This window comes from Streptomyces millisiae (assembly GCF_031845425.1).
Classification (GTDB): domain Bacteria; phylum Actinomycetota; class Actinomycetes; order Streptomycetales; family Streptomycetaceae; genus Streptomyces; species Streptomyces millisiae.
In genome coordinates, this window is record NZ_JAVREM010000072.1 from 1 (window position 1) to 22,733 (window position 22,733).

23 protein-coding genes and 1 tRNA gene are annotated in these 22,733 nt (G+C 73.6%); 13 read left to right on the forward strand and 11 right to left on the reverse strand.

Annotated features, from left to right (window positions below):
- Positions 1–5: 5 nt before the first annotated feature.
- Positions 6–644 carry a TerD family protein gene (locus RNC47_RS30935; protein WP_311603524.1) on the reverse strand — a complete coding sequence of 213 codons (639 nt, stop codon included), beginning with the start codon at positions 642–644 and terminating at the stop codon, positions 6–8.
- Positions 645–758: 114 nt separating this feature from the next.
- On the opposite strand from RNC47_RS30935, the gene RNC47_RS30940 reads away from it, so the two are divergent.
- The 3 genes from RNC47_RS30940 to RNC47_RS30950 are packed head-to-tail and all read left to right on the forward strand — an operon-like array spanning position 759 to position 5,199.
- Complete coding sequence (locus RNC47_RS30940) at positions 759–1,928, forward strand: HpcH/HpaI aldolase/citrate lyase family protein (RefSeq protein WP_311603526.1); 1,170 nt, start codon at positions 759–761, stop codon at positions 1,926–1,928.
- The gene (locus RNC47_RS30945; RefSeq protein WP_311603528.1) at positions 1,925–4,345 is read left to right on the forward strand and encodes a phosphoribosyltransferase; all 2,421 of its coding nucleotides are present in this window, start codon (positions 1,925–1,927) and stop codon (positions 4,343–4,345) included. Before RNC47_RS30940 ends, RNC47_RS30945 begins: the two co-directional genes overlap by 4 nt.
- Positions 4,342–5,199, forward strand: a complete 858-nt coding sequence (locus tag RNC47_RS30950) for an HAD family hydrolase (protein ID WP_311603529.1) — start codon at positions 4,342–4,344, stop codon at positions 5,197–5,199. The genes RNC47_RS30945 and RNC47_RS30950 overlap by 4 nt, the downstream gene beginning before the upstream one ends.
- On the opposite strand, the gene RNC47_RS30955 is transcribed toward RNC47_RS30950, so the two are convergent.
- From RNC47_RS30955 to RNC47_RS30965, 3 genes are all read right to left on the reverse strand, one after another.
- Complete coding sequence (locus RNC47_RS30955; protein ID WP_394814920.1) at positions 5,196–5,888, reverse strand: DUF4383 domain-containing protein; 693 nt, start codon at positions 5,886–5,888, stop codon at positions 5,196–5,198. The two genes, RNC47_RS30950 and RNC47_RS30955, sit on opposite strands and share 4 nt — an antisense overlap.
- A 74-nt stretch (positions 5,889–5,962) precedes the next feature.
- Complete coding sequence (locus RNC47_RS30960) at positions 5,963–7,294, reverse strand: hypothetical protein (protein ID WP_311603531.1); 1,332 nt, start codon at positions 7,292–7,294, stop codon at positions 5,963–5,965.
- 66 nt (positions 7,295–7,360) lie between these two features.
- Entirely contained in the window at positions 7,361–8,143 is a 783-nt protein-coding gene (locus RNC47_RS30965) for a DUF4097 family beta strand repeat-containing protein (RefSeq protein ID WP_311603533.1), read from the reverse strand.
- Positions 8,144–8,332: 189 nt separating this feature from the next.
- On the opposite strand from RNC47_RS30965, the gene RNC47_RS30970 reads away from it, so the two are divergent.
- The 3 genes from RNC47_RS30970 to RNC47_RS30980 all read left to right on the forward strand — a co-directional run bounded on the left by RNC47_RS30970 (position 8,333) and on the right by RNC47_RS30980 (position 9,552).
- Positions 8,333–8,404: transfer RNA gene (locus RNC47_RS30970), tRNA-Val, on the forward strand.
- Positions 8,405–8,561: 157 nt separating this feature from the next.
- Complete coding sequence (locus tag RNC47_RS30975) at positions 8,562–9,092, forward strand: hypothetical protein (RefSeq protein WP_311603534.1); 531 nt, start codon at positions 8,562–8,564, stop codon at positions 9,090–9,092.
- Positions 9,093–9,135: 43 nt separating this feature from the next.
- Positions 9,136–9,552: an SgcJ/EcaC family oxidoreductase gene (locus RNC47_RS30980; protein WP_311603536.1), complete on the forward strand. Its 417-nt coding sequence runs from the start codon at positions 9,136–9,138 to the stop codon at positions 9,550–9,552.
- Between the two features lie 55 nt (positions 9,553–9,607).
- Here the strand turns inward: RNC47_RS30980 and RNC47_RS30985 are convergent, their stop codons facing one another.
- The 4 genes from RNC47_RS30985 to RNC47_RS31000 all read right to left on the reverse strand — a co-directional run bounded on the left by RNC47_RS30985 (position 9,608) and on the right by RNC47_RS31000 (position 13,327).
- Positions 9,608–10,216 carry a superoxide dismutase gene (locus RNC47_RS30985; protein ID WP_311603538.1) on the reverse strand — a complete coding sequence of 203 codons (609 nt, stop codon included), beginning with the start codon at positions 10,214–10,216 and terminating at the stop codon, positions 9,608–9,610.
- A 181-nt stretch (positions 10,217–10,397) separates the two neighbouring features.
- On the reverse strand, positions 10,398–10,715 hold the full coding sequence (locus RNC47_RS30990) for a hypothetical protein (RefSeq protein ID WP_311603540.1): 318 nt from the start codon (positions 10,713–10,715) through the stop codon (positions 10,398–10,400).
- Positions 10,716–10,763: 48 nt separating this feature from the next.
- The gene (locus tag RNC47_RS30995; protein ID WP_311603542.1) at positions 10,764–12,338 is read right to left on the reverse strand and encodes an apiosidase-like domain-containing protein; all 1,575 of its coding nucleotides are present in this window, start codon (positions 12,336–12,338) and stop codon (positions 10,764–10,766) included.
- Complete coding sequence (locus RNC47_RS31000; RefSeq protein WP_311603544.1) at positions 12,335–13,327, reverse strand: sugar-binding transcriptional regulator; 993 nt, start codon at positions 13,325–13,327, stop codon at positions 12,335–12,337. The genes RNC47_RS30995 and RNC47_RS31000 overlap by 4 nt, the downstream gene beginning before the upstream one ends.
- A 293-nt stretch (positions 13,328–13,620) precedes the next feature.
- On the opposite strand from RNC47_RS31000, the gene RNC47_RS31005 reads away from it, so the two are divergent.
- The 5 genes from RNC47_RS31005 to RNC47_RS31025 all read left to right on the forward strand — a co-directional run bounded on the left by RNC47_RS31005 (position 13,621) and on the right by RNC47_RS31025 (position 18,659).
- Positions 13,621–14,904: an ABC transporter substrate-binding protein gene (locus tag RNC47_RS31005; protein WP_311603545.1), complete on the forward strand. Its 1,284-nt coding sequence runs from the start codon at positions 13,621–13,623 to the stop codon at positions 14,902–14,904.
- Positions 14,901–15,845: a carbohydrate ABC transporter permease gene (locus tag RNC47_RS31010; protein ID WP_311603547.1), complete on the forward strand. Its 945-nt coding sequence runs from the start codon at positions 14,901–14,903 to the stop codon at positions 15,843–15,845. The genes RNC47_RS31005 and RNC47_RS31010 overlap by 4 nt, the downstream gene beginning before the upstream one ends.
- A gap of 2 nt (positions 15,846–15,847) precedes the next feature.
- Positions 15,848–16,693 carry a carbohydrate ABC transporter permease gene (locus RNC47_RS31015; protein WP_311603549.1) on the forward strand — a complete coding sequence of 282 codons (846 nt, stop codon included), beginning with the start codon at positions 15,848–15,850 and terminating at the stop codon, positions 16,691–16,693.
- Positions 16,694–16,763: 70 nt separating this feature from the next.
- Entirely contained in the window at positions 16,764–17,720 is a 957-nt protein-coding gene (locus RNC47_RS31020) for a 1-aminocyclopropane-1-carboxylate deaminase/D-cysteine desulfhydrase (protein ID WP_311603551.1), read from the forward strand.
- Between the two features lie 144 nt (positions 17,721–17,864).
- Complete coding sequence (locus RNC47_RS31025; protein WP_311603553.1) at positions 17,865–18,659, forward strand: SAM-dependent methyltransferase; 795 nt, start codon at positions 17,865–17,867, stop codon at positions 18,657–18,659.
- Positions 18,660–18,720: 61 nt separating this feature from the next.
- Here RNC47_RS31025 and RNC47_RS31030 read toward each other — a convergent pair whose 3' ends face one another.
- Positions 18,721–19,389 carry a DedA family protein gene (locus tag RNC47_RS31030; protein ID WP_311603555.1) on the reverse strand — a complete coding sequence of 223 codons (669 nt, stop codon included), beginning with the start codon at positions 19,387–19,389 and terminating at the stop codon, positions 18,721–18,723.
- 230 nt (positions 19,390–19,619) lie between these two features.
- Here RNC47_RS31030 and RNC47_RS31035 point away from each other — a divergent pair, with 230 nt between their 5' ends.
- Positions 19,620–20,174, forward strand: a complete 555-nt coding sequence (locus RNC47_RS31035) for a superoxide dismutase family protein (RefSeq protein ID WP_311603557.1) — start codon at positions 19,620–19,622, stop codon at positions 20,172–20,174.
- Between the two features lie 271 nt (positions 20,175–20,445).
- Positions 20,446–21,039: a TMEM165/GDT1 family protein gene (locus RNC47_RS31040; RefSeq protein WP_311603559.1), complete on the forward strand. Its 594-nt coding sequence runs from the start codon at positions 20,446–20,448 to the stop codon at positions 21,037–21,039.
- Positions 21,040–21,217: 178 nt separating this feature from the next.
- Here the strand turns inward: RNC47_RS31040 and pspAB are convergent, their stop codons facing one another.
- A complete protein-coding gene (gene pspAB, locus RNC47_RS31045; RefSeq protein WP_311603561.1) occupies positions 21,218–21,802 on the reverse strand; it encodes a PspA-associated protein PspAB in 585 nt (194 codons plus the stop codon).
- Between the two features lie 20 nt (positions 21,803–21,822).
- A complete protein-coding gene (gene htpX, locus RNC47_RS31050; protein ID WP_311603563.1) occupies positions 21,823–22,716 on the reverse strand; it encodes a zinc metalloprotease HtpX in 894 nt (297 codons plus the stop codon).
- Positions 22,717–22,733 lie beyond the last annotated feature (17 nt).

Consider the following 22,733-nt stretch of genomic DNA (forward strand, 5'->3'; position numbering starts at 1 on the left):
TCGCCTCAGGCGCGGGGGAGGAACTGCGGGCCCTGCGGGGGGAGCGTGAACGACGGGTCCGGTTGGGGCGGCGCGGCGCGCCGCCGCGCCGCGGTGACGCCGAAGTCCGCCGCCAGCGCGACAAGGCCGCCCACGTAGCCGCGGCCGACCGCGTGGAACTCCCAGCCCGTCGCCGTGCGCCCGAAGAACCCGCAGACCAGCGCCGTCTCCCCCGCGGCGGGAGCCAACCGCAGCAGCGCGAGCCCGGCCGTCGAGCCCGGCGCGGTCGCCGCGTCCTGGAGGAGCAGCCGGGGGGAGCTCTCCGCCACGCGGAAGCCGCCGGCGTCCGACGAGGCCGCCAGCACCACCCGGGTCACGCCGGCGTCGAGCCGGCCCAGGTCGGCCTCGACGGAGTCCCGCAGGCCGGCCGCCTCCCGCCGCTTCGGCAGCCGCCGCACCAGGCCCGTCGGGTGGCGCGGCTGGTTGTAGAAGACGAAGTCACCCTCCGTGCGCACCCGCCCACCGGGGCCGAGCAGCAGGGCCGAGAGATCGATATCGGGGGTATCAGGGCTCGCTGACGTCCCGGTGGGTTTCCACCGCAACACGGCTCGCAATGAGGCGACGGGCAGATGAATTGTCGCCCCTCTCTCCAGTGCCTGCGTCATAGCAGGAATCCTGCCTTCCGCCACACCAACGAAACAATGTCGCGCTTACGATTGCGAGGGGATCCGGTAAGCCAGCGGGGCGGCCGGAACCGCTGCCAAAATCCGGGGAGATCCATGCGGCATTACAGGCACCTCACGCCTGCGCAACGTCGCGCGCTGTTTCACCGGGAGCCCGCCGATTTCGGGCCGGCCTCCCCCGTCAGGACGTTGGGCGTCGCCCTCGGCGCCACGCTCTACTGCCCGGCCACCCGCCCCAGGCTGGCCGCCGACGTCCGAAAGCAGGCCGACGCCGGCGTCGTGTCGATGGTGCTGTGCCTGGAGGACTCGATCAGCGACGCGGAGGTGGAGGGCGCCGAGGAGAACCTGGTGCGGCAGTTCCACAAGCTGCTGTCCGAGCCGGAGGACGCGCTGCCGCTGCTGTTCGTCCGGGTCCGCGTCCCCGAGCAGATCACCGATCTCACCCGCCGCCTCGGCCCGGCGATCCGGCTGCTCACCGGCTTCGTGCTGCCGAAGTTCACCGCCACCTCGGGGCCGGCGTTCCTGGAGGCGCTGACCGGCGCCGAGGTCATGTGCGGCCGGCGGCTGCTGGCCATGCCGGTGCTGGAGTCGCCCGAGCTGCTGCACCTGGAGACCCGCGCCGACGGGCTGCGCGCCGCGGCCCTCGTCGTCGACAAGTACCGCGAGCGCATACCGGCCGTCCGGCTCGGCGTCACCGACTTCTGCTCCGCCTACGGGCTGCGCCGCAGCCCCGACATGACGGCCTACGACGTGCACCTGGTCGCCTCCGTGATCGCCGACGTCGTCAACGTCTTCGGCCGCGCCGACGGCACCGGCTACACCGTCACCGGGCCGGTCTGGGAGTACTTCCGCGCCCAGGAGCGCATGTTCAAGCCCCAGCTGCGCAACAGCCCGTTCAGCGGCCGCGCCGAGGAGCTGCGCGCCCGGCTGATCGAGCACGACATGGACAGCCTGCTCCAGGAGATCGAGCTCGACCGCGCCAACGGCCTGCTGGGCAAGACCTGCATCCACCCCTCGCACGTCGCGCCGGTGCACGCGCTGTCCGTGGTCAGCCACGAGGAGTACAGCGACGCGGTCGACATCGTCGGCGCCGGGCCCGAGGGCGGCGGGGTGCTGCGCTCCGCCTACACCAACAAGATGAACGAGGTGAAGCCGCACCGCGCCTGGGCCGCCCGCACCCTCCAGCGCGCCGAGGTGTTCGGCGTCGCCAGGGAGGGCGTGGACTTCGTGGACCTGCTGGCGGCCGGCATCGGGGTGGCGGCATGAGCGACACCCACCTGGACACGGACATATGGGCGGGGGACTGGGTCACCCGGCGGCTCGGCGTGCGGCTCGAGGGGGAGGGGACCAGGGAACTGCTCGGCCTCGCGCTGCGCCGCAACCCGAAGCGTTCCCACCTGCTGGTCTCCTCCGTGCTTGGCAAGCACGTGCCGCAGCGCCCGGCCACCGTGCACGGCACGGGCCTCGAGCTCGGCCGCCGGGTGCGCGAGGTGCTCAGCGCCGAGGAGGCGGCCAGGGCCGTGGTGCTCGGCTACGCGGAGACCGCCACCGGGCTCGGCCACAGCGTCGCCGACGGGCTCGGCGCCGCCGCCTACCTGCACTCCACCCGCCGGCCCGTGCCGGGCGTCGCCCCGGTCGGCGGCTTCGAGGAGGAGCACAGCCACCACACCTCACACCTGCTGCTGCCCACCGACCCGGCGCTGCTCGCCGGCGGCGGGCCGCTGGTGCTGGTCGACGACGAGCTGTCCACCGGCCGCACCGTCCGCAACACGGTCGCCGCGCTGCACCGCGACGCGCCCCGCCCGCGCTACGTGGTGGCCACCCTCGTCGACATGCGCACCGAGGCCGACCGGGCGGCGCTGGCCAAGTTCGCGGCCGAGCTCGGCGCGGTCGTCGACGTGGTGTCGCTGGCCGGCGGCCGGGTGTCGCTGCCCGCGGACGTGCTGACGCGCGGCGCCGCGCTGGTCGCCGAGTTCGAGGCCATCGGCGCCCCGGCGGCCGAGGCGCTGCCGGCCGCGCCCGTGGCGCGGGTCGAGCTCGACTGGCCGGCCGGGCTGCCGGACGGCGGCCGGCACGGCTTCACCCCGGCCCACCGCCGGCGCCTGGAGGCCGCGCTGCCGGCGCTGGCCGCCCGGGTCGCCGCCGCGCTGCCGGCCGGCGCCCGCCGGGTGCTGGTCCTCGGCACCGAGGAGCTGATGTACGTGCCGCTGCGGCTCGCCGAGGCCACGGCCTCGCTGCTGGGCGACGAGGGCCCCGAGGTGCTGTTCTCCACCACCACCCGCTCCCCGGTGCTGCCCGTCGACGACCCCGGCTACGCCATCCGCAGCCGGCTCACCTTCCCCTCCCACGACGACCCGGCCGACGGCCCCGGACCCCGCTACGCCTACAACGTCGCAGGCCGCGCCTGGGACGCGATCCTGCTGGTCACCGACGTCGCCGGCGACACCGAGGCGCTGCACGCCCCCGGCGGCCTGCTGGCGCGGCTCGCCGAGCTCACCCCGTGCCCGCTGCTCGCCGTCGTGCCCGACCGGCGGCTCGCCGAGCCGCTGCGCGGCCCCGCGTTCGGCTCCTACGCGGCCGAGGAGGTCGGCTGGCTGCTCCAGGACCTCTCCGAGGTCACCCTGGAGGCCCCGGCCGAGGAGCGCGAGGAGGCCATCCAGTCGGGCGGCGCGCACTACGCCGAGTCGCTGCCCGTCGAGTACCAGCCGAGCCCCGAGTACCAGCGGCTCTTCCACGCCGCGCTCGCCGCCTCGGCCCACCGGGTGGCGCGCGCCGTGGGCACCGTCACCGAGGCGGTGCTCGCCGAGCGCGGCCGCCCTGGCCACCCGCCGGTGCTGGTGTCGCTGGCCCGCGCCGGCACCCCCGTCGGCATCCTGATGCGCCGCTGGGCCCAGCGGGCGCACGGCGTCGACCTGCCGCACTACGCGATCTCCATCGTGCGCGGGCAGGGCATCGACGCCACCGCGCTGCGCTGGCTCGCCACCCACCACGACCCGGCCGACGTCGTCTTCGTCGACGGCTGGACGGGCAAGGGCGCCATCACCCGCGAACTCGCCGCCGCCGTCGAGCCGTTCGCCGGCTTCTCGGCCGACCTCGCGGTGCTGGCCGACCCCGGTGGCTGCGTCACCACCTACGGCACCCGCGAGGACTTCCTGATCCCCTCCGCCTGCCTCAACTCCACCGTCTCCGGGCTGATATCGCGGACCGTGCTGCGCGCCGACCTGGTCGGCCCGGACGACTTCCACGGTGCCAAGCACTACCGCGAGCTGGCCGACGCCGACCTCTCGGGCCACTTCCTCGACGCCGTCGCCGGCCACTTCGCCGACCCGGCGCTGGCCGCCGGCGTGGCCGCCGACACCGCCGCCCTGCTGGCCGCCGACCGCACCCCGGACTGGGTCGGCTGGCGGGCCGTGGAGCGGATCAGCGAGGAGTACGGCATCGGCGACGTCAACCTCGTCAAGCCCGGCGTCGGCGAGACCACCCGGGTGCTGCTGCGCCGCGTGCCCTGGCGGATCCTGGCCAGGCGCGGCGCGGGCGCCGACCTGGACCACATCAGGCTGCTCGCCGAGCAGCGCGGGGTGCCGGTCGAGGAGGTCGACGAGCTGCCCTACAGTTGCGTGGGTCTGATCCACCCCCGCTACACCAGGGGCGCCACCGGCGCCGACGGGAAGGCCGCGCGATGACCACGACGTCCCCGACGGCCACCACGACCGTCGTCGCGAGCGACCTGGACCGCACGCTGATCTACTCGGCCGCCGCGCTCGCCCTCGACGACGTGCCGGACCACGAGGCGCCCCGGCTGCTGTGCGTGGAGACCTACCGGTCGAGGCCGCAGTCGTTCCTCACCGAGACGGCCGCCGGGCTGCTCGCCGCGCTGGCCGCGGAGGCGGGCGTGGTCTTCGTGCCCACCACCACCAGGACCCGCGAGCAGTACCGGCGGATCAGCCTCCCGGGGCCGCCGCCCCGGTACGCGATCTGCGCCAACGGCGGCCACCTGCTGGTGGACGGCGCCACCGACCACGACTGGCACGCCACCGTGCGGCGCGCCCTGGCCGCCGACTGCGCCCCGCTCGCCGAGGTCAGGGACCACCTGCGGCGCTCCGCCGACCCGGCGTGGCTGCTGAACGAGCGGGACGCCGAGTCGCTCTTCACCTACCTGGTGGTGGACCGGGCGCTGCTGCCGGAGACGTGGGCGAAGGACCTCGCGGAGTGGGCCGAGCCACGCGGCTGGTCCGTCTCGCTCCAGGGCCGCAAGCTGTACGCGGTGCCGCGCCCGCTGACCAAGTCGGCGGCGGTGGCCGAGGTCGTGCGCCGCACCGGCGCCGGCCGGGTGCTGTCCGCCGGCGACTCGCTGCTCGACGCCGACCTGCTGCTGGCCGCGGACCGCGGCTGGCGGCCAGGGCACGGCGAGCTGGCCGACGCCGGCTGGTCGGCGCCCGGCGTGACGGCCCTCGCGACGACGGGCGTGCGCGGCGGCGAGGAGATCCTGCGGGCCCTCCGCACCGCCGCGCGGGCCACCACCCGGGGGCGGTCCTAGGCCGCCCTGTGCCGCCCCCTTTCCTCCTCCTCCCGTTCCCGTGCCTCCCGTTCCCGTTCCGCGCGCTCCTTCAGCTCGCGCTCCCGCACCAGGGCGTCGTTGAGCTCCAGGCGGCGGCGCTCCACCTCCCGTTCCCGCGCGGTCATGCCCAGGGCGGTCCTCGGGTGCCGCGCCCGCCAGTACGGGTTGTCGTGCGGCAGCCGGCCGCTGAACCGCCCGTACGTGCCGAACGCCAGCAGCACCAGGCCGACCACGAAGCTGAAGATCACGTTCTGGATGCGGAAGTTCAGGAAGTTGAGCCCGGTGCGCAGGATCGCCAGGTTCACGAAGCCGCTGAGCACGAACAGCACGCCGAGCACCAGGTTCAGGTTGGAGGCGAAGTGGCCTCCCTTGAGCATGCCGGCGAAGAGCAGCAGCCCCACCGCGATCGACAGCCAGCTCAGCGCGCCGTTGCTGTTCAGGCCGATCACGGCGTTGTTGCCGGTGCCGAAGAAGCCGATGTTGGAGAACAGGCCGAACATGCCGAAGATCACGAACCCGATGCCCATCAGCCCGGCGCCCACCCGGTAGACCAGGCTCAGCCGGTGGTGGGCGGGCTGCCGCTCGTCGAGAACGGGGTGCTTCATCAGCGAGCGCGGCCCGCCGTGGGGCAGCCGCGGCTCGCCGCGCGTGTCGAGTGGGCCACGCATCGTCGACCTCCTGGACGCGTTCGTGAGACGACGGAGCCCCGGGTACCCGCCCGCGGCGGCCCCAACCCCCGCCGTCAGCGGCCGGCGCGCATCTCCTCGACCACGGCGGCCACCGCGGACCGCACGCCCTCCGCCTCCGTCAGGAACCGCCAGTAGTCGGGGTGCCGCCCCCCGGCCTCCAGCTCGGCGACCGCCCGGTCGAGCCGCTCGACGGCGGCGTCCAACGGCCGCGCGTGCCGCGGTTCCGGTACCGACCGGCCCGCCATCGCGAGCCGCTGGGCGTCCCTGATCACGAACCGGGTCCGCTCGATCTCCTGCTTCGGGTCGAACGACACCTCGTTCAGCCGGCGCAGCCGCTCGCCCGGCTCGGAGACCGCCTCGTCGGTGCGGCCGAGCAGCGCCTGCACGCTGGTCAGCGTGGCCGTGGCCGCGTCGAACCGCTGCTCGTCGCGCGCCCGACGCGCCTCGACCAGCAGCTGCTCGGCCCGGCGCACCGCGTCGGCGGCCTGCTCGGGCACCCGCTGCAGGTCCTGCCAGCAGGCGACGGCGAACCGGCGGCGCAGCTCGCTCAGCACCGGCTCCACCTTGCCGGCCCTGGTGGTGATGGCTTCGGCGCGGGTGCGCAGCGAGGAGAGCCGCCGGTCGAGCTCGGCGGCGAGCCGCGGCAGCCGGGCCGCCTCGGCGGCGATGGCGCCGGCCCGCCGGCGCACGTCCTCGGCGCGGCGGATCGTGGGCTTGACGCCGTGCCGGCCGGCGCCCTCGTTGAGCAGCCGCAGTTCCGGCGCGAGCGCGGCCAGCGAGGTGGCCAGCTCGTCGGCGCCGAAGCCGGCGGCGCGGGCCTCGTCGAGCGCGGCGGTCGCGGCGCGCAGCGCCTCCCTGGCGCGCTCGACGGCCGGCGTCACCTGCGCCAGCTGCGAGGCGGCCCGCTCCTGGAGCGGCGCGATCCGGGCCGCGAACGCGTCGAGGTCGGCCTTCACCTTCTGCAGCTCGCTCTGCGCCATCAGCAGCGCGGCCCGCGCCCGGTCGGCGGCGCCGGCGTCGAGGCCCTCGGCGTCCAGGTCGTGGGCGTCGACGGTGGCGATGTAGTGGTGGCTGACCTGGTCGATGCGCTCCCCGAGCGCGGCGAAGTCGGCGGCCGCCCTGGCCGCCGCCGGGGAGTCGTCGGCGGCGCCGATGGTCTCCAGCGCGATCTCCAGGTCACGCTGGGCCATGTCGAGCTCGTAGAACGCGGCGGCCGCCGCGTCCTTGGCGCCCTGGGCCGCCGTCCGCAGGTCCTCGACGCGGCCCCGCCCCCACCACGGCCGGGAGCCGCCGCCCCCGGAGAAGGCGGCCGGCAGCGCGGCGGCGAACAGCAGGGGCAACGTCAGGGACAGTCCGAGTTGGCTCCTGGAACGCCTCGCCCTCACGTCTCCCTCTCCCCGCCGCCGACCGGCCGATCCGTGTGAGAGCCATTCTCCCACCCGGCCCCGGGATCAGCGGGAGGTGGTGCGCAGGGTGATCCCCCCGTTGTGGCTGCGGGCGTCGATGACGGCGGGCGCGGCGTCGTCCCGCGCCACGTCGACGTCGACGTCCCCGTGGTCCGTCTCGGTCGCCACCCGGTAGGCGGTGCCGTCGTCCGGCACCTCGACGGTCGTGCCGCCGTTGTCCGCGACGGTCTCGACCCGTCGGGGCGCGGCGTCGAGGGTCAGCGTCATCCCGCCGTTGTGGGTTCTGGCGACGATCTCGGGCGAGGTGACGCCGGTGGCGCTGATCCGGCCGTTCCTGGTGTCGAGTTCGAGGGGCGCGGACGCGTTCCGCACGGTGATGTCACCGTTGCGGGTGGTGAGGTCGAGCGCCGTGTCGAAGCTCTCGGCCGCCACGTCGCCGTTCCGCCCCTCCAGGGTGACGGCCACCCCCGCCGGCACCCGTATCTCGTGCCGGGCGTCGCACTCCACGACGATGCCCTCGCAGACGACGCGCAGCCGGAGCGTGTCGTCCTCCATCGACCACTCGACGCCGGTGGTCCCGGTCATCCGCCGTGCCTCGAACGTCCTGGTCACCGCCACCTCCCCGGCCGGCGAGGCGTCCGGCACCAGCACGATCCGGCTGTTGTCGGTGTCCACGGTCAGCGTGTCCCCGGCCAGCGGGAACGCCCGCTCCTCGGGCGAGCCGTCGTGCGTCTCCTCCACCAGGCACCCGGTCAGGGCGGCGCCGGCCACGAGAACGCCGGCGGCGGCCAGCAGGGCGCGACGGGCGGTGGCGGTGCTTCGGCTCATGGGTCTTCTCCGGTCTCCTGCCCCCGGGCGGTTCCGGTGGGCGGCGGTTCGTGACGGTCACCCGACGCTAGAAGTCCCGCCCCAGGACCGGGAATCCGGCGACCCACCGCCTCCGGGGTGGGGCTGTCCCCCGTAAGCCGCTCTTTATGGGCGGACGGCGCGGGCATGTAGGCTGTTGCCTCATTCCCCGGGTGCATAGCTCAGCGGTAGAGCGCCGCCCTTACAAGGCGGATGTCGGCGGTTCGAACCCGTCTGCACCCACCCGTGGGTGACCGGCGGCTCCGGCGCCCGCCCTCAGGCGGGCGCGCGGTGGCGGAATCGTGACGGTCCCGTGTGGGGGTGTGGGCGCGCTGCGCGTCTGTGCGATGGCGTGCGGGTAGTGCATGGCGGACATCCGTTCCGAACGAGGGAGATCCGCATGCCCAGACGCAGTGCCCGTCCCATACCGCAGCGACTGGCCGCGCTCGTGTCGGCCGCCGTGCTGCTGCTCATGGGCGGGCCGCTCACCACCCAGGCGTCCGCCGCGTCCACCGGCGCGGCCGCGGATGAGCATCCCCAGATCTGCTACCGGGCGTATGTGGAGTCCGTCGGGTGGGAGGCCGACGAGTGGTGCAACGGGATCGGTGCCGGCCTTCCCGGTTTCAGCGTCCAGGCGCTGCAGTTGAGCGCCGCGAACGTGGGCACCCTCTGTGCCCGGGCCAACCTGGCGGTCAGTGGCTGGCAGGCCTGGCAGTGTTCGAGCACCGAGTGGGGGCGGATCCAGATCGGCTCCGCCACGGCGGGCCGTGGCGTTCGGGCTGTCGAACTCTCCGTCACCACCGGCGTGATCACCGCCGAGGTGGAGATGTCGAACAGCGGGTACCAGGGGCCGAGGACCGGCTCGACGGTCCTGGTCGGTTCGCCCGGTGGCGTCGACGAGATCGAGTTCATCGGCATCGCGGTGCGCTGAGCCGACTTGACCTCAAGGAAGCTTGAGGTCTCAGGATGTCCGCATGAACGCAGAGGAGACGCGCGAGGCGGACGAGGCGGAGATCGCGGCCATCCGGCAGGTGGTGGCGGTGCTGGAGCACTCGCAACAGAACGAGCTGCCGGAGGAGTTCCTCGGGCTGTTCCGCGAGGACGCGATCTGGACGACGGCGCACGGCAGGCGGCTGTTCGGCCGGGAGGCGATCTCGGACTTCACCCACCGGGTGCTGCCGGGCGCGATGAGGGAGTCCACCGTCACCTACGAGGTGGAGCACGTGCTCTTCGTCCGGCCGGACGTGGCGGCGGTCAAGGTGCGGGGGCAGTACCGCACGCCGGACGGCGAGCCGCGGGGCAACGCCACCAGCCCCATGTACGTGATGGCCAAGGAGGACGGGCGGTGGCGGCTGGTCGCCTCCCAGAACACGGAGGTGATCGACGGCTAGCGGGGGCGGGTGGCCCGCGGCCGGGTGGTCGGGCCGGCCGCGGACCGGTTCGGGGTCAGGCCGCGGTGGCCCTGGCGAAGCGGTCGGCGACGTCCTGCCAGTTGACGAGGTCCCAGAGCCTGGTGACGTAGTCCGGGCGGACGTTCCGGTACTGCAGGTAGTAGGCGTGTTCCCAGGCGTCGAAGACGAGCAGCGGGGTGCTGCCCTGGCCGACGTTGCCATGGTGGTCGTAGACCTGTTCCACGATCAGGCGGCGGCCGAGCGGCTCCCAGGCCAGCACCCCCCAGCCGCTGCCCTGGACCGAGGAGGTGGCGACGGTGAGCTGACGCCTGAACGCCTCGAAGCCGCCGAGGTGTTCGTCGATCGCGTCGGCCAGCGCGCCGTCGGGGCGGTCTCCGCCGTCGGGGGAGAGGTTCTCCCAGAAGATGGTGTGGAGGACGTGGCCCGAGAGGTTGAACGCGAACGTCTTCTCCAGGCCCACCAGTTGGGTGGGCGCGAGCTGCTCCTTCGTCCTGGCCTCGGCGAGCTGCTCCAGGGTGTCGTTGGCGCCCCTGACGTAGGCGGCGTGGTGCTTGGCGTGGTGCAGTTCGAGGATCTCGCCGGTGATGGCCGGCTCCAGCGCGGCGTAGTCGTACGGCAGGTCGGGAAGCGCGTAGGTGCCCATCAGACACGGCCCCTTTCGACGGGTGGCTGGTCGTCGTGATCGTCGAGGGTCACCCTACGCCTCTATTGCGAATGGCTTGCAACAAGGAAGGTGATGCAAGAGGATGGGTTCCGCGGGGCGTCTCCTTCCCGAGGTGCTCGTCTTCTCAACCGGCTCCCGGCCGTCCCCGCGCGTCCGCCCGTCACCCGGGGGGTGACGGGCGGCAGACCTCGCAGGCGGCGACGCGGTCGCCGTGTTCCGCGAGCAGTCGGCGGAGGGCGGCGGCGTCCAGGTCGGGGGCGCCGGGGTGCCAACAGCCCTCCTCGTGGAGGATTCCGCGCCGGGGTGCGCCGGGCGGGCGGCGCTGCCACCGCACCCACCAGCGTGGCCGGCGGGCCTCGACGGCCGCCGCCCGCTCGGCGTCGGCGACCGCTTGGCGCACGTCGTTCAGCCAGTGCTGCAGCCACGCGGCGAGCGCCCGCAGTGCGGGCAGGTCGCTCGGCGGCTGCGGATCGGTCATGTGTTCGATTCTAGGTGCCGGAACGCGCCCACCCGGTGGGCGGGGGGCTCACGACCGTGGCGCGTGCCTCTCGCTCTCCGCCCAGCCCGCGTGGCAGAGGTAGACCCGGGGCGCGCCGCCCGGATCCGGTACGGGGGCCTGGTGGTTCTCCCGCACGCCGGATCCGGTGATCTCGCCGGTGCGGGGGTCGACCACCCGGTAGGGGAGTGGGATCGCCTCCCCGGCCCAGGGCGCGACGCGCAGGTCGCCGCCGTGCTCGCCGTAGCTGACGTAGAGGCGGCCCGGCACCAGCAGCCCGCGCGGTGCCAGGGTCAGGTCCCAGCTGGGGGCCATGTCGGTGGTCGGCAGCCCGGCCAGGATCCGGGAGACGAGGCCGACGTAGCGGGAGCCCTCGAAGTCCAGGGCCTCCCGCCAGCCCGCGCCCTCCGCCACGAAGAACGGCTCGTGTCCGGGTTCGCCGGGCCGCAGCACCCACTGCCACAGGCTGCCCGCGCCGTAGACCACGCCCATGGTGCCGCCCGCGCACAGGTTGCTCCACGCCTCGTGTCCCTGCCACCAGCCCTCGCCCTTGCCGCGCCGGCCGGAGTGCTCGTAGGTCGGCTCGCCGTTGGCGACCGCCCGCACCGGCTCGTTGCGCCACATGTCGGCGACCCGCTCCGGCACGTGCTCGCCGCGGTGTCCGGTCTGGCACCACTGGAAGTCGAGCCAGGGCGCGGCCTGGTGCGCGTCGGCGCGGGAGTGCGGGCGGTAGTGGATCCCGCACGGCTGGCCGTAGGCGTCCCACTCCTCGATCTCCCGCCCGCCGGCCTCGATCCCGGGCTCGTGGCCACCACCGTCGGCGCCGACCAGGTAGACCACCGGGTCGGCGCCGTAGCGGGCCACCAGGTAGCGGCAGTAGCGGGCGTACTCGGCGGGCGGCACCACGGGGCCCGCCGCCCGCAGGCCCTTCCAGCCGAAGCCGTGGAAGACCGGCTGGAGCACGGGGACGACGCCGTGCTCGTCGAGGACGGCGAGCAGCCGGTCCAGGTGTTGGAAGTAGGCGGGGACGAGGTCGTCGAGGTGGCCGTCGGGCAGGTCCTCGAAGGCGACGTCGAAGCCCTCGTCGGCGGTGCGGTCCCGGGGGCCGCGCGCGTCCATGTCGGGTTGGACGCTCATCAGCAGCGCCGCGTTGAACCCCTTCCCGGCCCGGTCCGCGGCGTAGACCCGGACCTGCTCCTCGGTGGCGCGCCACGGCAGACCCCAGGCGGTGTCGCCGACCAGCAGCGCCGGGGTGCCGTCGGCGTGCACCAGGCTGCGCCCGCCGGGCGACATCCGCCAGAAGCCGTGGACGCGGAACGGGTTGCCGCCGGCGGGCTCGTCGGCGACGGTCAGCTCGCCGGTGCGGCCGACCAGGCCCGGGTCGTCGACGTCGGCCGCGGTGCGCCAGCGCCAACGGCCGCCGGCCAGCGGGGAGGCGAACCGGATCCGCCAGGTGCGGCCGCCGTCCCAGAAGGCGGGGCGGCGCAGCGTCGCGCCCGAGTCATGGGTGAACTCGGCCCAGACCGCGACCCCGGCGTAGGGGGCGGGATGGTCCCGCTCGGCGGTCAGCGTGAACTCGGCGCGCTGCCAGGGGGATGTCCTCACGGTGTGGGGGTTCCTTCCTCGGTGGTTCCGGGTTCGTCGAGCAGTCGGCGCGCGGTGCGGGTGTCGGTGACGAGCGCGGTGATCCACCGGCCGCGCACCGCGCCACGCACCGCCTGGTACTTGCGGGGGCCGCCGGCGACGGCGATGCGGCGCGGCACGGCGCGCAGCTGGTCGACGGAGACGCCGACGGTGCGCTCACCGAGGCCGGCGTCCACGTGCACCCCGTGCTTGTCGAAGAAGCGCTGGCAGATGTCGCCCACCGCGCCGAGGCCGCGCAGCCCGACCAGCTCCTCCTCGGCCACCGCGTTGCCGCTCAGCCGCAGCAGTGGGGACGGTTCGAGGCTGCCGACCCCGACCAGGACCGACGTCAACTCCTGCCAGGCCTGGCCGACCTCGCGCACCGAGGCGTCGCCCAGCAGCGAGAGCCGGGCGCCGGCCGAGCCGACCAGGCCCGGGGCGCGGACGAACAGCGGCGTGGCGCCCGTCAGTTCGGCGAGCCGGGCGGTGAGCCTGGTGGCCTGCACCTGGCTGTGCGCGTCGCCGACCCCGCCCATCAGCTGAACGACCCTGGCGGCGGCGGGCCTCCGGACGCCGGGCCGCATCGTGTCGACGGCGGCCAGCAGCGTCTCGCTCCACGTCGAGACACCGATCACCTCGCCGGACCGGAACGCCGTCTCCAGGAAGCCGGCGGCGGCGCCGCCGAGGGCGCGCATCAGGCTCGGCGGATCGTCCACCAGGTCGTCGCCGTCGACGACCACCACCTCGGCGAGCCGGTACCGTTCGGCGACGGCGTCCTCGAGGTCGCTGTGGATGCCGGCCGGCGCCACCACCACGGTGCGGACCACGCCCAGGGCGGCGGCGGTGCGCAGCATCCGGGAGACCCCGGCCTGGGTGAGGCCGAGCAGCTCGGCGATCCGGGTCTGGCGCAGGCCGCGTTCGTGGTACATGCGTGCCACGCGCACCAGTTGGCGCAGTTTGGCGACGGACATGTGGCCGGGTATCCGGGGAGGATCGGGCACGTCCGGCGCCCTAGGCGTCACCAAGATGAATATCCATTCGGATCATCCATATCTATCTCCGGGGCTCAGCGGGGATGCTCCTGCACGTCGCGCGCTCCCGTCAAGCCCTCGGACGCGCGGCCTTATTGCGGGCTTTCGCCGGAATCGACCCGCGCGGAAATCTCCGCGCAACGGTCTTGACATGTCTCGTCGGGCGATCCTACGGTCCCCTCACCCTGTCATAAACAATACGCATCTGAATTAATATTCAGGAGGGTGTGCGCATGACCATGGACCGCAGGCGGTTCCTCAGTGGCGCCGCCGCCCTGGCCGCGGCCCTCGGCACGGCCGGCGGGCTGACCGCCTGCGGCGGCGGCAGGCTCCAGGCGTCGCCCGACCGGCTCTCCCTCTTCACCTACCTCGACGCCACCCAGGCCCCGCTGCTCGACCAGGTGCTCGACTCCTTCCGCGACGAGTCCGGGATCACCGTCCGGCACGACACGCTGCCGGGCAGCGGCGCCGCGCTCTTCCCCGACAAGGTGCGCACCCAGCTGCTGGGCGCCCGCCCGCCGGACCTGTTCATGATGTGGGGCGGCCAGATCGCCGCCCCCTTCATCGACGCCGGCCAGATAGCCGCCCTCGACGAGGTCTACGCCCGGCACGGCTGGGACGAGCTGCTGAACCCGGCCGCCGTGCGGGACATGACGTTCGACGGCCACCGCTACGGCCTGCCGGGCGTGATCGCCAACCTCGGCTGCTGGTACCGCACCGACCTCTTCGAGCGGGCGGGCGTCTCCGTCCCCACCAGCTACGACGAGTTGGAGGATGTCTGCGACCGGATCGTGGCCAGCGGCGTGGTGCCGCTCGCCACCGGCGGCGTCTACGGCTGGGACCCCATGCGGCTCTTCGAGTACCTCCTGGAGATCACCGCCGGGCCCGAGCTGCACGACCGGCTGCTGGTGGGCGAGGCCAGCTGGGACCGCGCCGAGGTCCGGGACGCCTTCGGGCTCTTCCGGAAGTGGGTGGAGCGCAAATGGGTCCCGGAGGGCTTCCTCGGCATCACGCCGGACGTCGCCGACTCCTACCTCACCCAGGGCACCGGCGCCTTCCTGATCACCGGCCAGTGGCAGGAGTACACCAACAACGCCTCGGGACTCGACCCCGAGCTCTTCGGCACCTTCGTCCTGCCCACCGGCCACGACGTGGTCCGCACCTCCGGCTGGACCGAGGGCTTCTTCCTCTCCAAGGCGTCCCCCAACGGGGAGAACGCCGCCCGACTCTTCGACTTCCTGCTCACCCCGCCCGCGCAGGAGACCTTCGCCGGCTTCCGCACCCCGCTCACGGACCTCGCCCCCGACCCGGGAGAGCTCCCCCTCAACGCCCGGTGGCTCGAACTCGGCCGCCGGCACCCGCACTACGTGATCCAGGACCAGGCGTTCCCCAAGGACGTGTCCGACGCCTACTTCCAGATCCAGAGCGACATCGCCCAGGACAACGTCTCACCGCGGGACGCCGCCGCGCGGATGCAGGACGCGGTCACCACCTGGAAGGAGGGCCAGGTCCGATGACCACCGCCATCCCGGCCGAGGCCGCCCGCCCGGCCCGGACCCCACGCCCCACCACCACCCCGCCCCGGCGCCGCCCGCGCCGCCACCGGCCGAGCGCCTGGGCCTACGCGGCGCCCGCGCTGCTCGTGTACACCGGCTTCCTCGTCTACCCGGCGCTCCAGTCGGTGTACCTCAGCCTCACCTCCTGGGACGGCATCACCCCCGACAAGGAGTTCGTCGGCCTCGACAACTACCGGCACCTGGCCGACGACCCGGTCATCGGCACCGCCGTCCGCAACAACCTGCTGTGGACCCTCGTCACCATCCTGCTGCCGATGCTGCTCGGCCTCGCCCTGGCGCTCGCCCTCAACAGCCGCCTGGTGCGCGGCCGTTCGTTCCTCCGCACCGTCTTCTACGCGCCCGCCGTGCTGCCGCTGGTCTCGGTGGCCACCATCTGGGGCTGGCTGTACAACCCCACCGACGGCGCGATCAACGAGGCCCTGACCACCCTGGGCCTCGAAGCCCTCACCCACGCCTGGCTCGGCGACGACTCCACCGCCCTGTGGGCCACCATGGTCCCGGCCGTCTGGGTGCGCACCGGCTTCCCGCTGCTGCTCTACCTGGCCGCCCTCCAGGGCATCCCCAGGGAGCTCCACGAGTCGGCCGCGATGGACGGCGCCAACGCCTGGCAGCGCTTCCGCCACGTGACCCTGCCGGGGCTGCGGCCCACCAACCACATCGTGCTCGCGCTGTCGCTGATCGAGTCGTTCAAGGTCTTCGACCTGATCTACGCCCTCACCTACGGCGGCCCCGGGCGCTCCACCCAGGTCCTCGGCACCTGGATGTACTTCAACGTCTTCCAGTACTACCAGTCCGGCTACGGCGCCGCGATCGCCGTCGTCATCACCCTGGTCGCCGTGTTCGTCGGCATCCCCTATGTGCTCTCGCAGACGAAGGACTAGCCATGGCAGCGACGATCCCCGCCTCCCGCACCGTGCGGACGGTCGGCGCCAGCGTGGCGCTCGGTCTGCTCGGCCTCGTCTGGTTCGCCCCGCTGCTGGTGCTCGTCACCACGGCGCTGCGCACCGGCGCCGACCTGGCGTCGTCCGGCACCATCTCCTGGCCCGGATCCTGGACCCTCGACAACTTCGCGGACGCCTGGAAGATCGGCGACTTCTCCACCACCTACCGCAACAGCCTGCTCATCGCCGTCGTCAAGGTGCCGCTCGGCGTGGCCGTCTCGGCGCTCCTCGCCTACGCGCTGGCCAAGCTCGACCTGCGCTTCCGGCGCTCCGTGATGTTCTTCGTCTTCCTCGGGCTGACCGTCCCGCTCTACATCGCGATCGTGCCGCTGTTCACCATGCTGCGGTCCGTGTACCTCACGGACACGCTGGCGGGACTGCTCCCGGCCTACCTGGCCTTCGGCATCCCCTTCACCACCCTGGTGCTGCACCAGTTCTTCCGGCGCGTCCCCGACGAGCTGATCGAGGCCGCCCGGATCGACGGCGCCGGCGACTTCCGGATCTTCTGGCAGTTCATGCTGCCGCTGGCGCTGCCCGCCCTGGTCACGGTCGCCATCCTGGACACCGTCGCCACCTGGAACGAGCTGCTCATCGCGCTGATCATGCTGAGCTCCCCGGAGAACAGCACCCTGCCGCTCGGCATGCTCAACTTCAGCGGCGCCTTCTCCACCAACCACACCGGGCTGAGCGCGGGCATCCTGATCGCCGTCGTGCCGATCCTGGTGCTCTACGCCCTGCTCCAGCGCTGGATCGTCGGCGGCCTGACGGCCGGCGCCGTCAAGGGCTAGGCACGGGCGGGCGCGGGCGGCGGGAGCCCGCGCCCCAGCCGGGGAAGGTACCGGACCTACAATCGAACGGATGTCTCTGCCGTCGCCCACCCTGCCCTCGCCGCTCAGCCGGGTGGCGGACGAGCGGCTGGCCGACGCCGGCGTCGAGCTGTGGCTCAAGCGGGACGACCTGATCCACGCCACGGTGCCCGGCAACAAGTGGCGCAAGCTGATCCCCAACCTGGACGCCGCCCGGGCGGCCGGGCACACCCGGGTGCTCACCCTCGGCGGCGCCTACTCCAACCACGTTCGGGCCCTCGCCGCGGCCGCCGCCGGCCGGGGCCTGGAGAGCGTCGGCATCATCCGCGGCGACGAGCTCGCCGACGCGCCACGCAACTGGTCGCTCGCCCGCGCCGAGGCCGCCGGCATGCGGCTCGCCTTCGTCGACCGCGCCGGCTACCGCCGGCTGCGCGCGAGCCTGCACGAGCCCGCCACCCGCCGCGAGCTCACCGACCGCTTCGGGCCCTGCGCGGTGCTCCCCGAAGGCGGCTCCAACGCGCCGGCCGCGCACGGCGCCGCCGCCGTCGCCGCCGAGCTCGCCACCCAGCTCCCCGACCTGGGCCACCGCGACCTGGTCTGCTGCGCGGTGGGCACCGGCGGCACCCTGGCCGGCATCGCCGCCGGGCTGCCGCCGGGCGCCCGCGCCCTGGGCGTCGCGGCGCTGCGCGGCGCCGCCGGCTACCTGGAGCGGGAGATCGCCGGGCTGCACGCGGCCGGCTGGGGCCGCGCGTTCGACAACTGGTCGGTCGACCACACGGCACACGGCGGCGGCTACGGCCGGGTGCCGCCCGAACTCGCCTCGTTCGCCGAGGACTTCACCGAACGGCACGGGATACGTCCGGAACTACGCTACGTCGCCAAGGCGCTGCGCCACCTCTACGCGGCCGCCGCCGCCGGGGAGCTGCCGCGCGGCAGCCGGGTCACCCTCGTCGTCACGGGCCCGCCCGACCCCGAGCCCGCGCCGGCGGCGGCCGTGGATGGCTCATGAGCGTCGCTCCGCGTCCGGAACCCGCCGGTGAGCGCTGACAGCCGGGCCGAAATCCCCTTACTGTGCCGAGAGTTCACTCATCTGATCGATTCCTTTCGGCAGGCATCGAATCACTGTCGACTCACTTACGAAGTGGAGATACGCGTGGCCGACATCGACCTGCGCACCGATCAGCCGCACTCGGCGCGAATGTACGACTACCTGCTGGGCGGCAAGGATCACTACGAGGTCGACGGCGAGGCGGCCGAGAAGGCGCTGTCCTCGTTCCCCATGCTGCGCACCGCGGCCCGCGAGAACCGCAAGTTCCTCGGCCGGGCCGTCCGCCACCTGGTCCGGGAGGCCGGCGTCCGGCAGTTCCTCGACCTCGGTTCCGGCCTGCCCACCGCCGAGAACGTGCACCAGGTCGCCCAGGCCGAGGACCCCGACGCGCGCGTCCTCTACGTCGACAACGACCCCATCGTGCTCGTGCACGGCAGCGCGCTGCTCGCCAAGGACGCCAGGACCGCCGTCATCCAGGGCGACATCCGCGACCCCCGCGCCATCCTGGAGAACGAGAAGACCCGCGCGCTGATCGACTTCGACCAGCCGGTGGGCGTGCTGGCCGTCGCCGTGCTGCACTTCGTCGGCGACGACGAGGACCCCGCCGGCATCGTCCGCACCCTGCGCGAGGCCGTCCCGGCCGGCAGCCACTTCATCCTGTCGCACGCCACCGCCGACATCGCCCCCGAGGCCGCGATGGGCGTCCAGCACGCCTACCGAGCCCAAGGCGTGCCGCTCACGCTCCGCACCAGGGAGCGGTTCGCCGAGTTCTTCGACGGCATGGAACTGGTCGACCCCGGCATCCAGGTCGTCTCCGACTGGCGCGCCACCGTCCCCGAGGCGGAGCGGCCAAGCCACGCCGACGTCTCCTGGTACGGCGGCATAGGCCGCCTCGCCTGACGAAGCACCTCACGGGGCCGGCCCGACCGGGCCGGCCCGCTGTCGCGCGCCCGGCGCGCGGTCAGGAGACGCCCGGCTCCACCGGCGCCGGCACCGCGACCGGCTCGGCCACCGGCGCCGGACGCAGCAGGCGGGCGGCCACCAGGCCGGCGGCCAGCAGCGCCACCACGGAGAGACCGGTGCTGAACCAGCTCGCGCCGAGCAGCTGGCCGCCCAGATAGCCGATACCGACGCTGTACCCCGTCCACACCACGGCCGCCAGCGCCGACCACGGCAGGAACTCACGCTTCCGGCGGCGCGACACCCCGGCGCCCAGGCTCACCACCGCGCGCCCCGCCGGCGCGAACCGCGCCAGCACCACCAGCGGCCCGCCGCCACGCCGCAGTGCCGAGTCGAGGCGCTCCTGGGCCGCGGTGAGCCGCCGTGACCGGGCGATCGCGCCACCGAAGCGACGACCGCCGCGCAGCGCGAGAGCGTACGCCAGCAGGTCGCCGACGAAGGACGCGGTGATGGCGCAGGCACCGAGCAGGAAGATCTGCGGCAGGTGCGGGTTGGCGGTGGGCGAGGGCAGCCCCGCGACGTCGACGGCCGTGCCGGCCGCCACCGTGGCCGCGGTCACCACCAGCGCTCCGCTCGGCAGCACCGGCACGAAGACGTCCAGCAGGATGGACGCCGCCACGACCACGTAGATCCATGGAGCGTAGAGCAGCACCCCCAACGTCTCCTGCACCGTGCCGCTCCCCGTTTCCCCTGATGACGCGCTCTGTGATGTGTACCTGGTACCTGGCTGGGACGCGCCTTCCGACCACAGTGGTTCCGCCGCCAAGAGTACGCCCGGGTCCCCCACACGGTGTACACGGGTGCGTGTGGCGGGCATCTCGTCACCGGCCTGGGCAGGGTGATCGCGCGGGGTGTCATCCCCACCCCACCCCTTCCCCCCACGAGCAGGGAGCACGAGTGATGAGAGCACGGACGACCAGCGCGGTCGCCCTCACCGTGGCGCTGGCCACGGCCGGATCCGCGGCCGCCGCCGGGGGCGGCGACTACTGGCTGCGCACCGGCACCCAGTTCGCGACGGCCGGCACCGGCGAGGCGCCCAGGGCCGTCAGCTACGACACGGACCTCGTGCCGCCCGGCGCGCACATCACGGTCACCGAGTACGTCGTGGACGGCGCCCTGACCGTCGAGGTGTCCGCGCGGGGCCTGGTGCCGGGACAGACCTACGGCACCCACGTCCACGTCGCGCCGTGCGGCGCCGACCCCGAGGCGGCCGGCGGCCACTACCAGAACGAGCCGGGCTCGGTCGACCCGGAGAACGAGGTGTGGCTCGACTTCACCGCCGACGTGGACGGCGCCGGCAGCGCGACCTCCCAGCACGAGTGGCTCTTCCGGCCGGGCGAGGCCGCCTCCGTGGTGCTGCACGAGCGGGCCACGGAACCCGACGGCACGGCGGGCGACCGGGTGGGCTGCTTCACCGTGCCGTTCGCCGCCCTCGCCACCCCCGGCGGCGAGTAGCGGACCGGATTCTCCGCTTCCGGGCGTCTCGTATAGAGTGTTCGAGTCTGAAGGGGAGTAGCTCTTCGCCGGACCGTCGACATACTGGCCCGCCCACCGATGCCTCGGCATCACACGGGAGGGGCCCGGCGCCCGGAGCGGACCCCCGCCGCCTCGCGCGGCGGTCCGCCAGCGAGACCTTCGGCCAGCAGTGTCATGGACGCTGCCGTGCCGAAGTCCGCCTCCCCGCGGGATCCTCCGGCACGGCGGCCCGAGAGTTTCGAGGATTGCCGTGTTCAGTTTCGCCGTCGCCGCCGTCGTGTTCGGCGTCATCTTCCTCGCCGAGCTACCGGACAAGACCGCGCTCGCCGGTCTGGTGCTCGGCACCCGCTTCCGAGGCTCCTACGTCTTCGCCGGCGTCGCCGCGGCCTTCGTGGTGCACGTCGTGCTCGCCGTGGCCGCCGGCAGCGTCCTGACCCTGCTGCCGCAGCGCCCGCTGCAGCTGGTGGTCGGCGTGCTCTTCCTGGCCGGCGCGGCGATGCTGCTGCGGGAGGTGCTGAAGAAGGACGACGAGGACGAAGAGGAGATCAAGGAGCCGTCCGACCCGTCCTTCTGGAAGGTGGCGGGCAGCGGCTTCACCCTCATCCTGGTCGCCGAGTTCGGCGACCTCACCCAGATCATGACGGCCAACCTGGCCGCCCGCTACGACGACCCCGTCTCGGTCGGCGTCGGCGCGGTCCTGGCCCTGTGGGCCGTGGCCGGCCTCGGCATCATGGGCGGCCAGGCGCTGCTGAAGCGGGTGCCGCTGACGCTGATCACCAAGATCGCGGCGGGCGTGATGGTGGTCATGGCGGCCTGGAGCTTCTTCGAGGCGGCCAGGGGATAACGGTTCGCTGGGCGCTTTGCCTTGGCCGCCGGCCGGCCGTGCGGGCCTGGTGGCCGTGCGGTGCCGCGCCCACCCACCCGCCAAGGGCGGGTGGGTGGGCGCGGAGCGGCCGCAGGCCACCCGCACCGCACAGCGCCAGCGAAACCGCGGGTGGGTGGGCGCGGCGCCGCGCGCCGGTTTAAAGGCCGGGCGCGCCCCAGACGGGGAACCAGCGGGAGAGGTCCGGTTCCAGCCGCAGGTCGTTCGTCAGGAGGGCCCGCGCCTGGAGTTCCAGTTCGTTGTCGCGCCGCTCCCCCGCCCCCACCACCGGTGCGAAGGGGTAGAAGGTGCCGCGTTTGTACAGGTAGACCAGGGCCAGCGGCCGCTGCTCCGCGTCCCGGAAGCCGACCAGTGAGCACAGCAGCTGCGGGCCGAAGCCCGCGTCCCGCAGGAGCGTGTTCACCGCGTGCAGGTCGTTGACGAGCGTGGTGACGTCGTCCGGCGACTGCCGGGCCAGCAGCCAGGTGTAGCCGTAGGAGTCCTGGCTGAACTCCACCGGCAGGCCGCCCGTGGCCGTGTCGGCGTCCAGCAGTTCCCGCACCTCGTCCCGCACGCGCGAGAACGCGCCGCCCTCGACGCTGGCGAAGCAGACGGAGCCGAGCCCGGTCGGCAGGAAGCCGGCGCCGGCCTGGAGCGTGATCGCCGCGGAGGGGACGGCGAACAGCTGGTCGAGGTCGGGGCGGACCGGCTTGCTGCGGCCCAGGATCACGTCGAGGAAGCCCATCGGTGGATCACCGCGATCGGTCAGGGCCGGCCGAGCTCCGTGGAGAGCTTGGCCAGCCGCTCAAGGCGCTGTTCGAGCGTGGGGTGGGAGGAGAGGAGCCGGCCGAGGCCCTCCCCGGACAGCGCGGGGGCGAAGAAGAAGGCGTTGAACGGCTCGGCCTGGCGCAGGTCGCGCGTCGGGATCCTGGCCATCTGGCCCGAGACCTTGGTCAGCGCGGAGGCCAGCGCCGAGGGGCGGCCGGTCAGCAGGGCGCCGGCGCGGTCGGCGGAGAGCTCGCGGTAGCGGGAGAGCAGGCGGGTGAGCAGGAAGCTGATCACGTAGACGACGGCGCTGACGAGCGGGACGAGCAGCAGCAGCGCGTTGTTGTTGTTGCGGGAGCGGCCCAGGCCCGTCCACAGGGCTATTCGGGTGATCAGGCCGGCCAGCACGCCGAGGAACGAGGCGATGGTCATGACGGCGACGTCACGGTGCGCGACGTGGGACAGCTCGTGGGCGAGCACGCCCTCCAGCTCCTCGGGTTCGAGGCGGCGCAGCAGCCCGGTGGTGGCGCAGACCAGCGACTTCTTCTGGCCGCGGCCGGTGGCGAAGGCGTTGGGCACGTCGGTGTCGGCGATGGCGACCCGGGGCTTGGGCATGTCGGCCAGGGCGCACAGCCGGTCGACGGCGCCGTGCAGCTCCGGCGCCTGCTCGGGCGTGACCTCACGGGCGCCCATGCTGTACGCGGCGATCCGGTCGCTGAACCAGAACTGGGCGAAGAAGAGACCGCCCACGATCACCACGATCAGCGGCCACGACTTGCCGAGCAGCACGATCAGGACCCCGACGAGCACGACGTAGAGCAGGCCGAGGAAGAACATGGTGAGCACCATGCGGTTCGTGAGCCCGCGGTCCGGGGCGAAACGGGTACGCGACATCTGACACCTCCCTTCAC

Excerpts from the sequence above, each read along its gene's own strand:
- RNC47_RS30945 (WP_311603528.1), top strand. The coding sequence starts at position 1,925 with ATGAGCGACACCCACCTGGACACGGACATATGGGCGGGGGACTGGGTC.
- RNC47_RS31035 (WP_311603557.1), top strand. The coding sequence starts at position 19,620 with ATGAGAGCACGGACGACCAGCGCGGTCGCCCTCACCGTGGCGCTGGCC.
- RNC47_RS30965 (WP_311603533.1), bottom strand. The coding sequence starts at position 8,143 with ATGAGCCGAAGCACCGCCACCGCCCGTCGCGCCCTGCTGGCCGCCGCC.
- RNC47_RS30975 (WP_311603534.1), top strand. The coding sequence starts at position 8,562 with ATGCCCAGACGCAGTGCCCGTCCCATACCGCAGCGACTGGCCGCGCTC.
- RNC47_RS31015 (WP_311603549.1), top strand. The coding sequence starts at position 15,848 with ATGGCAGCGACGATCCCCGCCTCCCGCACCGTGCGGACGGTCGGCGCC.
- RNC47_RS31005 (WP_311603545.1), top strand. The coding sequence starts at position 13,621 with ATGACCATGGACCGCAGGCGGTTCCTCAGTGGCGCCGCCGCCCTGGCC.
- RNC47_RS30985 (WP_311603538.1), bottom strand. The coding sequence starts at position 10,216 with ATGGGCACCTACGCGCTTCCCGACCTGCCGTACGACTACGCCGCGCTG.
- RNC47_RS31020 (WP_311603551.1), top strand. The coding sequence starts at position 16,764 with ATGTCTCTGCCGTCGCCCACCCTGCCCTCGCCGCTCAGCCGGGTGGCG.
- RNC47_RS30950 (WP_311603529.1), top strand. The coding sequence starts at position 4,342 with ATGACCACGACGTCCCCGACGGCCACCACGACCGTCGTCGCGAGCGAC.
- RNC47_RS30935 (WP_311603524.1), bottom strand. The coding sequence starts at position 644 with ATGACGCAGGCACTGGAGAGAGGGGCGACAATTCATCTGCCCGTCGCC.
- RNC47_RS30990 (WP_311603540.1), bottom strand. The coding sequence starts at position 10,715 with ATGACCGATCCGCAGCCGCCGAGCGACCTGCCCGCACTGCGGGCGCTC.
- htpX (WP_311603563.1), bottom strand. The coding sequence starts at position 22,716 with ATGTCGCGTACCCGTTTCGCCCCGGACCGCGGGCTCACGAACCGCATG.
- pspAB (WP_311603561.1), bottom strand. The coding sequence starts at position 21,802 with ATGGGCTTCCTCGACGTGATCCTGGGCCGCAGCAAGCCGGTCCGCCCC.
- RNC47_RS30955 (WP_394814920.1), bottom strand. The coding sequence starts at position 5,888 with ATGCGTGGCCCACTCGACACGCGCGGCGAGCCGCGGCTGCCCCACGGC.
- RNC47_RS31000 (WP_311603544.1), bottom strand. The coding sequence starts at position 13,327 with ATGTCCGTCGCCAAACTGCGCCAACTGGTGCGCGTGGCACGCATGTAC.
- RNC47_RS31010 (WP_311603547.1), top strand. The coding sequence starts at position 14,901 with ATGACCACCGCCATCCCGGCCGAGGCCGCCCGCCCGGCCCGGACCCCA.
- RNC47_RS30940 (WP_311603526.1), top strand. The coding sequence starts at position 759 with ATGCGGCATTACAGGCACCTCACGCCTGCGCAACGTCGCGCGCTGTTT.
- RNC47_RS30980 (WP_311603536.1), top strand. The coding sequence starts at position 9,136 with ATGAACGCAGAGGAGACGCGCGAGGCGGACGAGGCGGAGATCGCGGCC.